The sequence below is a fragment of the Photorhabdus khanii NC19 genome, assembly GCF_000517265.1.
Classification (GTDB): Bacteria; Pseudomonadota; Gammaproteobacteria; order Enterobacterales; family Enterobacteriaceae; genus Photorhabdus; species Photorhabdus khanii.
This window is the reverse complement of record NZ_AYSJ01000014.1, coordinates 499,177-513,873: the sequence shown is the minus strand read 5'-3', so window position 1 is coordinate 513,873 and position 14,697 is coordinate 499,177. Positions and strand designations below refer to the sequence as shown.

Annotated in this window: 12 protein-coding genes; 7 read left to right on the top strand and 5 right to left on the bottom strand. The window is 37.8% G+C overall.

Annotation, left to right across the window (positions count from 1 at the left end):
- Window positions 1-2: 2 nt before the first annotated feature.
- The 3 genes from speG to ppx all read left to right on the top strand — a co-directional run bounded on the left by speG (window position 3) and on the right by ppx (window position 4,243).
- Entirely contained in the window at window positions 3-548 is a 546-nt protein-coding gene (speG, locus tag PTE_RS17785) for a spermidine N1-acetyltransferase (RefSeq protein WP_036849330.1), read from the top strand.
- A gap of 89 nt (window positions 549-637) precedes the next feature.
- Window positions 638-2,707, top strand: a complete 2,070-nt coding sequence (gene ppk1 / locus PTE_RS17780; protein WP_036849328.1) for a polyphosphate kinase 1 — start codon at window positions 638-640, stop codon at window positions 2,705-2,707.
- Between the two features lie 3 nt (window positions 2,708-2,710).
- On the top strand, window positions 2,711-4,243 hold the full coding sequence (gene ppx, locus PTE_RS17775) for an exopolyphosphatase (RefSeq protein WP_036849325.1): 1,533 nt from the start codon (window positions 2,711-2,713) through the stop codon (window positions 4,241-4,243).
- Between the two features lie 136 nt (window positions 4,244-4,379).
- Here the strand turns inward: ppx and PTE_RS17770 are convergent, their stop codons facing one another.
- Both PTE_RS17770 and PTE_RS17765 read right to left on the bottom strand, forming a co-directional pair.
- Window positions 4,380-5,225, bottom strand: coding sequence for a DMT family transporter (locus PTE_RS17770; protein ID WP_036849323.1), 846 nt, complete (start codon window positions 5,223-5,225; stop codon window positions 4,380-4,382).
- Window positions 5,226-5,240: 15 nt separating this feature from the next.
- Entirely contained in the window at window positions 5,241-6,464 is a 1,224-nt protein-coding gene (locus PTE_RS17765) for an ATP-grasp domain-containing protein (protein ID WP_036849321.1), read from the bottom strand.
- Window positions 6,465-6,890: 426 nt separating this feature from the next.
- On the opposite strand from PTE_RS17765, the gene PTE_RS17760 reads away from it, so the two are divergent.
- From PTE_RS17760 to PTE_RS17745, 4 genes are read left to right on the top strand one after another with little or no spacing between them, the layout of a single operon-like run.
- On the top strand, window positions 6,891-7,289 hold the full coding sequence (locus PTE_RS17760) for a RidA family protein (protein WP_036849319.1): 399 nt from the start codon (window positions 6,891-6,893) through the stop codon (window positions 7,287-7,289).
- A gap of 50 nt (window positions 7,290-7,339) precedes the next feature.
- The gene (locus tag PTE_RS17755) at window positions 7,340-8,644 is read left to right on the top strand and encodes a 3-phosphoshikimate 1-carboxyvinyltransferase (protein ID WP_036849317.1); all 1,305 of its coding nucleotides are present in this window, start codon (window positions 7,340-7,342) and stop codon (window positions 8,642-8,644) included.
- A gap of 27 nt (window positions 8,645-8,671) precedes the next feature.
- Window positions 8,672-10,027 carry a 3-phosphoshikimate 1-carboxyvinyltransferase gene (gene aroA / locus PTE_RS17750; protein ID WP_036849315.1) on the top strand — a complete coding sequence of 452 codons (1,356 nt, stop codon included), beginning with the start codon at window positions 8,672-8,674 and terminating at the stop codon, window positions 10,025-10,027.
- 35 nt (window positions 10,028-10,062) lie between these two features.
- Complete coding sequence (locus PTE_RS17745; protein WP_036849313.1) at window positions 10,063-11,595, top strand: asparagine synthetase B family protein; 1,533 nt, start codon at window positions 10,063-10,065, stop codon at window positions 11,593-11,595.
- 89 nt (window positions 11,596-11,684) lie between these two features.
- Here PTE_RS17745 and PTE_RS17740 read toward each other — a convergent pair whose 3' ends face one another.
- From PTE_RS17740 to PTE_RS17730, 3 genes are all read right to left on the bottom strand, one after another.
- Window positions 11,685-12,356 carry a Crp/Fnr family transcriptional regulator gene (locus PTE_RS17740; protein WP_036849311.1) on the bottom strand — a complete coding sequence of 224 codons (672 nt, stop codon included), beginning with the start codon at window positions 12,354-12,356 and terminating at the stop codon, window positions 11,685-11,687.
- Window positions 12,357-12,441: 85 nt separating this feature from the next.
- Window positions 12,442-13,434 (bottom strand): adenosine deaminase, encoded by a 993-nt coding sequence (add, locus tag PTE_RS17735; protein WP_036849309.1) that lies wholly within the window; start codon window positions 13,432-13,434, stop codon window positions 12,442-12,444.
- 26 nt (window positions 13,435-13,460) lie between these two features.
- The gene (locus PTE_RS17730) at window positions 13,461-14,390 is read right to left on the bottom strand and encodes a nucleoside hydrolase (RefSeq protein ID WP_036849307.1); all 930 of its coding nucleotides are present in this window, start codon (window positions 14,388-14,390) and stop codon (window positions 13,461-13,463) included.
- Window positions 14,391-14,697 lie beyond the last annotated feature (307 nt).

Below are 14,697 nucleotides of genomic sequence, written 5' to 3'. Positions count from 1 at the left end.
AAATGTCTGGTGGTTCTCATTCTCCACCTGTCAGGTTACGCCCCCTTGAGCGGGAAGATCTGCCTTTTATCCATCAATTAGATAACAACGCCAGCGTCATGCGTTACTGGTTCGAAGAGCCTTATGAAGCTTTCGTTGAACTGAGCGATCTCTACGACAAACATATTCACGATCAGAACGAGCGCCGGTTTATTATCGCCAGTTCTGACGCCAAAGTTGGGCTGGTTGAATTAGTCGAAATCGACTACATCCATCGCCGGGCAGAATTTCAGATCATTATTGATCCGGCATATCAGGGCCAGGGGCATGCAACCAAAGCGGCAAAACTGGCGATGGAATACGCATTTTCTGTGCTCAATCTGTATAAACTCTACCTGATTGTTGATAAGGAGAACATTAAAGCCATTCATATCTATAATAAGCTGGGTTTCTACACTGAGGGCGAATTAATAGATGAATTCTTTATTAATGGCTGTTACCGCACAGCAATTCGCATGTGTGTTTTCCAACATCAATATTTCGCGTCCAAGGCAGATAAAAAGGCCTGAACCCACCATGACAGACGAGGTTATAACAACAGTCCACGACTAATAATACTCAAAAATTCAACACATTCACCTCAACACCTGGAGTAACAATGTCCCAAGACAGGCTCTATACCGAGAAAGAACTTAGTTGGTTATCCTTCAACGAACGTGTGCTTCAGGAAGCGGCGGATAAGAGCAACCCATTGATAGAACGGATGCGGTTCCTAGGTATTTACTCCAATAATCTGGACGAATTCTACAAAGTTCGTTTTGCTGATGTGAAACGGCGGATACTGATTAATGAAGAGCGCGGATCCGCCACCAGCTCCCGGCATGTACTGAAAAAGATCCAATCCAAAGTCGCTAAAACCGATCATGAATTTGATGTGCTCTATAATGAATTACTGCTGGAAATGGCCCGCAATCAGATTTTCCTGATCAATGAACGGCAAATTTCACCGAATCAGCAAATCTGGTTACGCCAATATTTTCGTCAACATCTGCGACCCCATATCACACCAATCCTGATTAACCCGGAAACGAATCTGGTTGAATTTCTGAAAGATGACTACACTTATCTGGCAGTTGAAATTGTCCACGGCCAGAATATCCAATATGCATTACTGGAAATTCCGTCAGATAAGGTACCACGTTTTGTTAATTTGCCGCCTGAAATGCCACGCCGCCGCAAATCAATGATCCTGCTGGATAATATTCTGCGCTACTGTCTTGATGAAATTTTCAAAGGCTTCTTTGACTATGATTCACTCAATGCCTATTCAATGAAAATGACCCGTGATTCTGAATATGATTTAGCAACAGAGATGGAATCAAGCCTGCTCGAATTGATGTCATCCACCCTGAAACAACGGCTGACTGCGGAACCGGTAAGACTCGTTTATCAAAGAGAAATGCCGGATGAAATGGTAGAATTACTGCGTAGCAAGCTTGGCCTGTCAAATGACGACTCGGTGATCGCTGGCGGACGCTATCACAACTTTAAAGATTTCATTAAATTTCCCAATGAGGGAAAGAAAAACCTGCTAAACAGACCCTTACCGAGATTACGGCACACTTGGTTTGATAATTTTCGCAATGGTTTTGATGCTATTCGTGAACAGGATGTTCTGCTCTATTATCCCTATCACACCTTTGAACACGTGCTGGAATTACTGCGCCAGGCTTCTTTTGACCCAAGCGTGCTTTCCATCAAGATCAATATTTATCGGGTAGCAAAAGACTCCCGCATTATTGAATCAATGATTCACGCTGCCCATAACGGTAAAAAAATTACCGTGGTTGTTGAATTGCAGGCACGATTTGATGAAGAAGCCAATATTCATTGGGCCAAACGGCTGACCGAAGCAGGTGTACATGTTATTTTCTCGGCACCGGGGCTAAAGATCCACGCAAAACTGTTTTTTATTTCCCGTCTGGAAGGCGAAGAAATTGTTCGCTATGCCCATATTGGTACAGGTAACTTTAATGAAAAAACAGCGCGTCTCTATACCGACTATTCCCTGCTGACAGCCAATCCGAAAATTACCAACGAAGTCCGTCGGGTATTCAACTTTATTGAAAACCCCTATCGCCCGGTCAACTTTGAAAACCTGATGGTTTCGCCACAAAATTCCCGCGCGATGCTCAACCAGCTTATTTCTCAGGAAATAGCAAACGCCAAAGCAGATAAACCCGCAGGCATTACATTAAAAATCAATAACCTTGTTGATAAAGAGCTGGTGGACCGCCTGTACGACGCCTCAGAAGCGGGTGTAAAAGTACGCCTGCTAATACGTGGTATGTGTTCACTGGTGCCCAATCAGCCAGGATTCAGCGAAAATATTCAAATCACCAGTATCGTTGACCGTTACCTCGAACATGATCGGGTTTATGCCTTTACCAATAACGGCGATGAAAAAGTCTTTCTCTCCTCTGCCGACTGGATGACCCGTAATATCGACTACCGGATTGAAGTTGCTGTCTGCCTGCTTGATCCACAACTGAAACAACGTGTACTGGATATTCTCGAACTACAATTCAACGATACGGTAAAGGCCCGTTACGTCGATAAAGAACTGAGCAACAGTTATGTGCCACGGGGCAATAAACGGAAAATCCGTGCACAATTGGCGATTTATGACTATATAAAATCCCTCGAACAACCTGGACCAAGAGCCTAATCCATGCCGCTAACACACGATAAATCTACGCCCCGACCAATGGAAATTGCCGCTATCGATCTGGGTTCAAACAGTTTCCATATGATCATTGCACGAATCGTTAACGGCGCATTGCAGATCCTTGGCCGATTAAAACAACATGTCTACCTTGCTTACGGCCTGAATCAAAAAAACGAATTAAGCGAAGAAGCCATGGAGCGCGGCCTGGCTTGCCTTGCGCTGTTTGCTGAACGGCTACAAGGTTTTCCGGCAGATAACGTCTGTCTGGTCGGCACTCACAGCTTACGTGAAGCCAGCAATGCCAAAGAATTCATCAGGCGGGCACAAGAGGTCATCCCCTATCCGATTGAAATTATTTCCGGCCACGAAGAAGCCCGCCTGATCTACATGGGAGTCGAACACACTCAGCCAGAACAAGATCGTAAGCTGGTGATTGATATTGGCGGTGGCTCTACTGAACTGGTGATCGGCGAAAATTTTGAACCCTTATTAATAGAAAGCCGCCGGATGGGATGCATCAGTTTTTCTCACCAATTCTTTTCCGACGGTGAAATCAGTGCGGAGAAATTCCGCAGAGCACGGCTTGAAGCCGCTCAAAAACTAGAGAACCTCTCATGGCAATACCGCATAAAAGGCTGGAACTCCGCGCTCGGCGCATCCGGGACAATTAAAGCCGTTTATGAAGTACTGGTCGCAATGGGAGAAAAGGATGGATTAATCACACCTGAACGGCTGGAAATGTTGGTCAAAGAGGTGCTTAAATTCAAAAAATTTACAACCCTCGACTTACCTGCATTATCCGATGATCGTAAACACGTTTTTGTTCCCGGCCTGGCTATCTTATGCGGTGTATTCGATGCCCTGCATATAAAAGAGCTACAGCTATCAGATGGCGCTCTACGTGAAGGTGTTTTATATGAAATGGAAGGTCGCTTCCGCCACCAGGACATCCGCCGGAGAACGGCAAAAAGCCTGGCTGAACACTATAATATCGACAGAGAACAGGCAAAGCGTGTGCTCGATACCACTGAATTGCTTTACCAACAGTGGGCCATCCAGAACCCAAAGCTGGTGCAGCCCCAACTCGAAGCGATTTTACACTGGGCGGCAATGCTGCACGAAGTTGGGCTGAGTATTAACTTAAGCGGATTACAGCGACACTCTGCTTATATTCTGCAAAATACCAACTTGCCCGGCTTTAATCAGGAACAACAATTACTGCTGGCAACATTGGTTCGCTGTCACCGCAAAACAATAAAACTGGATGATTTGCCAAGATTCAATCTATTTAAGAAAAAACAATATCTGCCATTAATTCAAATCCTGCGGCTGGCGACTTTACTCAATAATCAACGTCAATCCACAACCACCCCTGAATCACTCAGACTGATTACTGATGATGGTCATTGGGCACTCTATCTGCCTTACAATTACTTATCAGCAAACACCCTGATGCAACTTGATCTGGAAAAAGAGCAGGAATACTGGCATAACGTTACAGGTTGGCAATTAGAAATAGCAGAGGAATCAACATAGCGATTTATTTATTCGTCCATAGCGGCATTAGATCATCATCAGCAAAATAATCAATCTGGCGCCACAACTCTCGTCAATCAGTCTAATTTTCTCACTGTTTCCCCGAATTTTTCGGGGAAACAATCCATTATAACGACTACAACTTCAACAAAATGACCCCTGCGATTATAATAATAATGCCCATCCACTGAATACGGCTCAATCGTTCTCCACGAATAAAAAAACCTAACAAAGCGGTGACTCCACTTGCTAATGAACTCAGAACAGTAACAATCGCAACTTGCCCAGTTGCAGAACCGTAAGCCAATGAGGAAAACCCTATCAGGCTAAAGAAACTAATTAAAAAAACCAACGCTATAATTGAAACTGGCGGTAAAGATAAATCCCCATTTTTCAGCAATGTGAGAAATAAAAGCACTACAGCGGTTAAATAGTAAACCCATAACGCATTGATAACACCAAGATCTCTCACAGCAAATTCCCCTTGCAACCAGAAACCTAAACCAAACATCAGCGAAGATAAAAATGCAAAGAGAATTGAACCCGACGATTCTCGCTGTCCATCTTTAGATTTCGGCACACTGGTTAAACATGCACCCACAACACACATAAATAGACTAAATAAAACCAAAGCGGTGATCGGTTTCCCACTTATCAGTGACAAAATAGTCGTCACTGCTCCATAAAGCGAAACAATCGGTGCAACAATAGAAGCTTTACCAATCGATAACGCTTTAAGTAGAAATACCATTGCCATTAAATTGCAAACAGAAGCAATAATACAAATGATCAATTGAAAAAAACTAGCATTGACAAACGACATCTTAAAATAAAAAAACAGCAATAAAGATAAAACAGAAAAACCAAATAACTGACTATAGAATAATGATTTAGCCACACCGATTTTTCTTGCCGCTTGCCCGGCTAAAAAATCAGTACTTCCCCAACACAATGCCGAAATCAATCCCATCAAAATAGCCATAATTATGATCTCTTATTAATTTGTTTTTAATTGCACACTATTAGCAATGCGCATTGCATTTTCCATAGCTTCTGTACAGCTATCACCATGAGCCAGGGCATAACCGACAATAGAACCAAAGTTTTTATTTTTCGACGAAATACTGAAAGGTGTCTTTTTAAACCCGGCGGAAATAAAATAAGGGGAATCAGAGTCTACGCTAATATCATTCACAATAGCTTCGCCACGATGGAAAATAAAGGCATCAGCGACGAATGGATAGGTCATTACTAATTCTGGTGATATAGTGCTTTCTATACCACAAACGAAATCAACCAAATATTTGACCATATTCACCCCGGTGGACATGAAAATCTGTTGAGCCGCTCTGGCACCCGCTATACGCAAGTTTATTTCAACTAATGCAGGCCCATGAGATGTATAAATAAATTCAACATTTATTGCACCACCCCGTAACCCCAGAGCGGTTACCCACCCTTTCACAAGCTCACAGGCAATAGCAAATTCAACTTCAGACAGATCATCAGCAGGATGAGATAAACCTATCATACACAAGCCATCATCAGGAGAAACAAAAATTCTATTGATGCCAATTAAATGCCATTTATCATGATTATAGATCAATTCAGCCCCATAAAAATTGCCTTGAAGGAACTCTTCTATCAAGAATTCCTCATTAACTTTACCGAGCATTGACATCGTGCCGCTAGACGAAATGTCTGAAATCACATTGCGATAATCATCTTTAGATTTGCAAAGTGAAACCCCATAAGCTCCCGCATCACGGAGTGGCTTAATAACAAATGGAAAAGGAACTTTAGGATTTTCTGGAATATTATTATAAGAAAAAACCTCGTAGGCAGGTTGATAATAACCATATTGTACAAGAATATCCCTGACATTTTTCTTACTGAATGCATTCCTCAAACCCTTTAGATCGGGATGAGGTAAACCGAATTCTAACGCCACTTCGGACGCCGGGATCATCATATCATCATAGCAGCCAAGGATCGTGGCAGCAGTATTTTTTTTGTCTTTAATTAAATTAATATTATCTGTGCTACTTCTGGTATTTTTATAGTAAATATTATCGAATAATTCCTTTTTTAAATCATCATATAATCCTTTATTCATTGATGCCATTGAAGTCAACAAAACCGGAGAAAATCCTAAATATCTAATATAATCAATTGCCAAGCATTCAGTCGGTCTTACTTCAAGAAAAATAAAAACGCCCATATCTACCCCACCATTAGTTGCTTTTTATTAATATATACTTATCTTTTTCACTCCGAAAACAACCTATATTTATTAATAATAAAATTTTATACTAGAATTAAAAAAACTAATTATCATGTATAGTCTCAACAAGGGTAACTTTCAAATATAAAAACCATCAACTTAAAGTCTTTAATACGTAACTAATTAAATTTCAATAAATTTTTTTTACAAAAAAATAACTTCACCGTCAGAAAAAACATTTATTACTTTTTTAAATAAAAAAATCAAAAACTATTCTATTTTAATGTTTAATTTACTTTGACATATCATCATTTATATACTTTTATTAATGCAACATCAATTTACGGATATTTTTTAGTTAATGGAATAAATTGTTTAAATTAATTTATTGTTCCCGGATATTTTTTATCTATAGGAGTATTTATGTCGTCTCATGAATTTAAAAAAACAGTATTCAGCCCATCTCCATGGGAAAACAAAATGGGATACTCAAGAGGGAAAAGGGTTGGTAATCAAATCTTTATTGCAGGATGTGTCGCCTCAGACGGCGATGGCAATGTTATAGGGGAAAATGCTTACGAACAAACGCTATTTATTATAGAAAAAATTGAAAAATATTTAAAAGAGCTTGGCACAGAACTAACCGATGTTGTCAGTACGGTAACGCATTTAACTGATTTCGAACATTTTGATGATTATTGCCGGGCATTTAACGAGAAATTTGGCGATATACGTCCTGTTAATACAACGATTGCGGTTAAATCGATGGTAAAGCCAGAACATTATGTTGAAATTACCACTATTGCTATCGACAGCAAATAGTTGAATAAAATAACAATATCAATGGAAATTGATCTACCTGGAGGCTTGGCATGAATAAAATTAACGTGCTCCCTGGTTCCACTCTTAATGGGGAAATAACCATACCCTCATCTAAGCCTCATATCCAAAGGGCTCTACTATTAGCACTGTTAAATGAAGAGAAAACAACAATAAATAATTTATCATGGTGTACCGAGACAGAAGATTTACTTACCGCGTTACAACAATTTGGTCTGCAAATTCTGGATAGAAGTCAAAATCACATCACATTGAAAGGGGCACATCCAATATATCATTGTCATGGAATTATTCATGCTAATGGTTCTGGCATGCTATTCAGAATAAGTGTCGCCTTAGCCTCACTAACAGAAAAAGAAGTTTATATAAAATGCAATGACTCCCTGTTTAACAGAGAAAGTCTGTATGACGAAGCATTTTTTTCATATCTGAATGTATTTGCAGAAAAGCAACAAGAGAATATCGTTGTTGTTTCCAGAAGGATATATCCCTCACAATCCCCATTGAACTTCAATAAAAGTACCCAGTTTCTCTCATTCTCTCTTCTTGTCTCGCCATTTATTAAAGGGAAAAGTATCATTATTAACAACGACAGTGAAACCAATAATGGATATATTGATATAACAATTAAAATGATGGCATTGCTGGGGAGTAAAATCACCCGCATAGGTAATGCATTTATTTCAACTGCATATCAAGCAAGGGATATTATCATTAACATTCCTACTGATTTCACATCACTAAGCTACATTACTTCGTCAATATTAAGTATTAATCGGCCAAGCAAAGTAACTATAAAACGTTACTCTCAGGGAAATACCATTAACGAAAGCGTATTATTTAACATATATAAAAGATTTGGTATAAATTTAGAATATAACTCAACGAAGAATGAACTCAATATTAATTTAGCAAGAGAGCGTAACGCGATTACAGGTGAAATTTACTTAAATGAACTTCCCTCTGTTGCCACTAATATTATCGCCGCAGCGATTAATGGCAAGGGAGATATCACATTTTCCGGGCTTAATGCGATAAATAACCATAAATGTCAACGAGCATTCATTATTAATGAAAATATACGAATGATGGGAGGAAAAAGTTATTTAATTTTTAATGACACTGGTGCTTTCAACAAAATAAGGATCCACAGCAACGGGCCACTCAATGGAGGCGTTGAGGTATTCAGCTATTATGATCATCGGATTTGCGCGTCCAATATTATTGCATCACTAGGGGCAAGAGAGCGAACAACGGTTAATAATATTAATAAATTAGATGATGGCTTTCCTGGATTTATCCAATCTTTAAGTTCTCTTGGTGCCAGAATAAGTTAGCTAACAATGTAAAAACGAGATAAAAATATGAAATACTATGGAAATAATCATCCGCCATTTATTGAAATAAATAACACCAAGTCATTAAACGGCTCAATAACTTTACCGGCATCCAAAAGTTCCTCAACCCGTGCCATCCTAATAGCATCATTGACGGAAGGAACAAGTAAAATAAATAACATGGCATCAGGGAACAACACAACAGCGATGAAATTAAATTGTTCCCGTTTAGGCGCATCATTTAATAATGAGATTTCAAGGACCATCGTAACAGGCATAAACGTTAAAAAAATTAATAAAAAAATCATATTCAATCCAGGTAATTCCGGCGTGGTATTACGGCTATTAATGGGAGTATCCGGTTATCTGCCTGATGTCGAATTTATTACAGATTACAGCTATTCTCTTGGCACCCGCTCACAATCAGAAATGGTTAATGCACTAAAATTACTCAACATTCAATGCACCGCCGTTGGACCCGATTCACATTTGCCGATAAGTATTAAATCAAACAGAAACATCGGTAGTTACACGGAAGTTTCATGCCGAAAAAGTTCTCAATTCCTGAGTGGATTACTTTATTTAGGTGCCATTAGTGAACAGGATCTCCATATAAAAGTGACCGATACAATAACTGCACCATCAATGGTGCATACTACAATTAATAACCTGCGTAAGGCCGGTATTAATATTGAATATGATGACGAATTCCGCCATTTCTTTACCACAGGAAATAGTCGATTTATCGCATCAGAATTTAATGTCGGTGCCGATCCAGCCAGTACTGCGGCAATCCTTGCACTTTGTGCCTCACTTAATTCTGACGTCACCCTGAACGGTTTCTTTGAGGAGGAATTAGGTAATGGGGCCGTTGTGAACTATTTAATTAACGGTGGAGCTAAAATCAACTTTATCCGGGAAGATTGTCTCAATATTCGCTCCGGAGGAGCAATAAAAGCGCAGGATTTCGATGGTTCACTGGCACCCGATGCCGTACCTGCCCTCGCCGCATTAGCGGCGTTTGCCGAGGGTAAGAGCGTTTTTTATAACATTGAACATATCCGTTATAAAGAATCAGACAGAATTTCTGATTTTCGACGGGAATTAGACAAAATAGGTGTCAGATCAGAAGAGAAACTGGATCAATTAATTATTTATGGCAATCCATATGGATATAAAGGCGGCGTTATCGTTGATGGTCATTACGATCATGGATTAATCATGGCTCTCACGACAGTAGGTTTGCATTGTGATGCACCGCTCATTATTCGTGAACCATATCATGTTGGTCAAACCTATCCTGAATATTTCTCCGAGATCTCCACATTAGGTGCCAATGTAAATGAACTAAAATATTCCAGCCCTATACCAGAAGACATTTAAATATCATTGATAACTCTTAACCAAAGGAATTCACTATGTGTGGAATTGGTGGTGTTTTTAATACAGAAAACAAGCTTATCGATGATATTGAGAATAAGCTACAGACTATAATGTCAAAAATATCTCATCGGGGTGATTTATCTCGTTTTAATGAGAAAATTGTCAGAAATAACTTTTCAATCGCCACAAACAGGCTTGCTATTGTCGAACGCGACTCAGCATATCAACCTATTTCAAATCAAGAACATGATCTTCATCTTGTTCTGAATGGTCAGATTTATAACTATAAGTCTCTTCGGAATGAATTAATTGAACAAGGTTATCAATTTAAAAATGGTGGAGATGCTGAAGTCGCCCTGATTGCTTATATTTGCTATGGAAAATCATTTATTAAAAAATTGGACGGAATGTTTAGTTTTATTCTATTTGACAATAAGAATAATAAATTCTTACTAGGCAGAGATCATGTTGGTATAAAGCCGCTATATTACACTCATAAAGAAGGTAATTGGTATGTGGCGTCAGAAATAAAATCATTGATCGGGTTTAGCTCAGAAATTAAACCCATTGAACCCGGTTCAATTTTCGATGGCTTTACCAGTGAGAAATATATTCACTATAACTCAACTATCTTAGCAAGCAGCGATAATTTCGAACAGGCAAAAGAAAAAATCTACTCACTTTTAGATAATGCTGTCAAAAAGAGAGTTGATACAGATCTGCCCGTATCAATTATGTTTAGCGGAGGTATAGACAGTACCATCGTGCTTTATCTCGCCAAAAAATATCACCACGATGTTACGGCAATCTCATTTGGTTTACCCGGCTCAAAGGACATTGAGATCGCCCAAAGATATTGTTCTGAAAATAATATAAAACATATTATATATACTTTTACCCAGGAAGAATTAATAAATAATATCCAAGATTCAGTTTATTACGGTGAATTCTTCGAACAAATTGATGCTATTGACTCGACTATTGCTCATTTTGGTTACTATATTGCTAATCGCCTTGGTTTTAAAATCGCTTTATGTGGAGAAGGTAGCGATGAAATTTTTGCCGGCTATGATTTATTTAAAACGCATACAGAACCCCATAATCTCTCTCTCTATCGATTAAATAATCTTCACAGGACTGATTTACAAAGAGTTGATCGGGCAAGCATGAGAAATACCGTTGAAGCAAGAGTGCCATTTATGGACTCAGCACTGGTTCCTTATGTTTTAAGCCTGGATTTTTCTTACAAACTGAGTAACGGAGTAGAAAAACATATTCTACGGGAAGCATTCAGAGGAAAAATACCTGAATATATTATTGACCGGCCAAAAATAAGAATGCCGGATGGTAGCGGTGTAAAAAATACTATCATTGATTATGTTAAAGATATTAAATGCGATCTGCCAAATAACATTGTTAAAAATCTTAATTCTATTGGATTAACCAATCAAAGCTCACTGTATTTTGCTGAAAAATATCTCTCTTTTGGTTATCCATTACCGAAGCAACGTTTCAAAGAATCCGGCAAAGATTTCTCAGAATCTGGTTACTTTAATTTCATATCGTAATATTATCACTTCATTTATAGCTGCATTGTTCATCCTGCTAACAATGCAGCTATTTTGAGATAGAATATATGGATTTTAATTTTCATTGTTTAAAATTCAATATTATTACCAAAAAGTCTACAATCAATAATTTTAACCTGTTTATTCTTTGACATAATTATCTCTTTCTCATTCAAGCTTTTAATAGCCCGATTTAATTGTCTAACTGAAACCCCGAGAATAGCAGCTAAATTCTCTCTTTTTTCTAATACAAATATCGAACCCTTTTTTTTCGCGTTATAATAAAGAAATCTCTTTAATTTATCTTCAACAGTCAAGAATGCGCCAGACTGCAATAAAGAAGATTCAAAAAGCTTATTACTGAGTTGCTTACAAACAAATTCAAGAAATCGAGGATCCGTTAAACCAAATATTTTTACCCTTTCTAAGGGCATTGATAGGAGTACTGACGGCTCCTGAGCAGAGATAGTATTCATTATGCTATCTCCCTGGGAATGAAAAAGCTCTAAATCGCCAATAAGAAAAAGTGGAGTGGCTAATGCAAAAACAAAGAATTTCCCATTAATATTATAATATTCAACTTTCAATTTACCCTCAACCAAAATATAGAGATGAGTAAATTTTGATAATTGATGTGTAAGATAAACATTTTTCTTCATTTCTACCACATCTGATTTCTCCATAAGCTCTGGTGAAATAATCTTATCAAGATGATATTTATCCACATAATACGTTAATTTTCTTTCTTTATCCCGGCACATATTGAACCTACCCTTTTCTTAAATCACGCCATGACCAAGTATATTATGACATTTAAGAAATTTCCATTGACTCTCTGCCAATTTTTTACCATTGCAATATCACTATTTCTTTTTCCAATTTATTCTTCAGTTCTTTACTACAAAATGAGGCGTGTAATGCATTCAAATTCGTTTCAATAAAATCACTATCCTGCCAATTAAAACATCTATTAATCTTTAAATATTCTTCACATAAAGTTATATTTGCCACTGTTCTGGTGTCTGTATTAATACCAATATTTACCCCCATCTGCTTTAAAATATTAACCGGGTGGTTTTCATAAGTATCATAAATATCGCAAACAATATTACATGTCGGACATATTTCTAAATGTATATTTCTTTCTATAAGAGAATCAATAACACCTTGATTTTCAATGCTTCTTACTCCATGACCTATACGAGAAATATTTAATTTATTCATAGTCTCACGCACACTTTCAGCTCCCTTTGCTTCTCCTGCGTGCGCAATAACATTTCCGCCATTTTCCAATACCAGTCTGAATGCTTTCAAATGAGCATTAAGCGGATATCTTGCCTCATCAGCAGCAAGATCAAGAGCAACGACACCATAATGAGAATATTTATTTACAAGATAAGCTGTTCTCAAACTTTGATCTTCTGAAAAATGCCGCAAGGTACATAATATTAAACCTGCCTCTATGCCATATTTAATCGACGAATTTTCCATTGCCACCAGAACAGTTTCAACAATATCGCAATCACTTAATCCCAGGCGAAGGTGAAGTAAAGGGGCGAATCTAATTTCAGCATAGACTATATTATCGTTTTTTAATTGTCTAAAAAGATCTTCTACAGCATCAGCTATCACATTCTTTTTTTGCAACAGATCTAATGAAGGGCCTATTCTACTTAAGAAATCGCCTAGATTATGACATTTATCAGTCGCGATATACTTTTCACGAAATAATTTTTGGGTAATATCCGGAACCTGTTTTTTGATGAAATGATAACTCAACCCCGCATCAAGGTGCGTATGTAATTCGACTTTCTTCAGTAAATCAAGATTAAAACTCATTTTTTATCCTCCTATAGCATTAGAATTCACGATAACAGTGTAAACAATTTATGCTTAAATACATTGCCTTTAATTTTCGTAATGACCGTCATATTATGAGGTTTATTGAGAAGATGAGTTGAATCAATCACTAAATGCCCATATGAACGTTCACTCTGATACTCAACATAGCCATACACCGCTAATTTATCGACTATCATTTCATTCGGATATAAAGCAACCGCCATTGTTATGGGGTCAGGCAAATCAAACCCTTTCTTATCACACCTTCCTGCATTGAATTCCATCAATGTCCTATTACATCTCACAGCAAATTGACCAAGATCACTTATAGAACTTAATTTATCCATATCGAATTCATTAATAAAAGCGTCTTCCATACCTAACTCCCATCCACAAAAAACAAGAGGTAATCCAGAGTTCAACACAATATGTGCTGCCTCAGCATCTGCATAAATATTGAATTCGGCTAATGGGGTAATATTACCTGGTTTCAATCCAGCACCACCCATGATATAAACGATTTTGACCAACTTATATAAATCAGGTTCTTTTAACACCGCCATCGCTAAATTTGTCAGTGGTCCCAAAGTAATTATCTCTATCTCACCAGGAAATTTTCTTACAATATCAATAATTGCATCTACTGCATGTTTATCCTCTGATACTAATGATGATTCCGGTAAATTCATATCACCCATGCCATCTTTTCCATGAATATGATGTGAAGTATAGCGTTCTCTAAATAACGGTTTACTCATTCCCTCATATACCGGAGGAATATATGTCCCCGATTTTTCGATACTAATTAATGCATTTTTTCTGCACTGATCAATAACACAATTACCTGCAACAATAGTGATAGCTTCAATAAAGACTGATGGCTCACGAAGCGCCATTAGCAATGCAACCACATCATCGGAAGCCGTATCTGTATCGATAATAAAGTGTCTCATCACATACCTCTCTTATATCATGCTCCTTACATTAGGTTATAAGTTCCCTGAAAAAAAAGTCATATGACCTTTTTCTAGTATTATTCCATTTTCCCTCTGTTTTATAATCATCATGAATTTTATGAAAAATTAAAATATGTCATCCAATAACTGCAAAAAAATGAAAGTAACAAGCTGCAGTCATTTACATAATTCTTGGAGCAGTCTCGAAGAAACTGACAAAAAAAACCTTAATTTGACTTAAAAAGCGCTTTCTTGACATATTTTCCACATTTCCTCCATTTTTTAGCCTATCCTCACTGGCTAA

What these genes read in the sequence shown, in the direction of transcription:
- speG (WP_036849330.1), top strand. Translation starts at nt 3, where the DNA reads ATGTCTGGTGGTTCTCATTCTCCACCTGTCAGGTTACGCCCCCTTGAG.
- ppk1 (WP_036849328.1), top strand. Translation starts at nt 638, where the DNA reads ATGTCCCAAGACAGGCTCTATACCGAGAAAGAACTTAGTTGGTTATCC.
- ppx (WP_036849325.1), top strand. Translation starts at nt 2,711, where the DNA reads ATGCCGCTAACACACGATAAATCTACGCCCCGACCAATGGAAATTGCC.
- PTE_RS17770 (WP_036849323.1), bottom strand. Translation starts at nt 5,225, where the DNA reads ATGGCTATTTTGATGGGATTGATTTCGGCATTGTGTTGGGGAAGTACT.
- PTE_RS17765 (WP_036849321.1), bottom strand. Translation starts at nt 6,464, where the DNA reads ATGGGCGTTTTTATTTTTCTTGAAGTAAGACCGACTGAATGCTTGGCA.
- PTE_RS17760 (WP_036849319.1), top strand. Translation starts at nt 6,891, where the DNA reads ATGTCGTCTCATGAATTTAAAAAAACAGTATTCAGCCCATCTCCATGG.
- PTE_RS17755 (WP_036849317.1), top strand. Translation starts at nt 7,340, where the DNA reads ATGAATAAAATTAACGTGCTCCCTGGTTCCACTCTTAATGGGGAAATA.
- aroA (WP_036849315.1), top strand. Translation starts at nt 8,672, where the DNA reads ATGAAATACTATGGAAATAATCATCCGCCATTTATTGAAATAAATAAC.
- PTE_RS17745 (WP_036849313.1), top strand. Translation starts at nt 10,063, where the DNA reads ATGTGTGGAATTGGTGGTGTTTTTAATACAGAAAACAAGCTTATCGAT.
- PTE_RS17740 (WP_036849311.1), bottom strand. Translation starts at nt 12,356, where the DNA reads ATGTGCCGGGATAAAGAAAGAAAATTAACGTATTATGTGGATAAATAT.
- add (WP_036849309.1), bottom strand. Translation starts at nt 13,434, where the DNA reads ATGAGTTTTAATCTTGATTTACTGAAGAAAGTCGAATTACATACGCAC.
- PTE_RS17730 (WP_036849307.1), bottom strand. Translation starts at nt 14,390, where the DNA reads ATGAGACACTTTATTATCGATACAGATACGGCTTCCGATGATGTGGTT.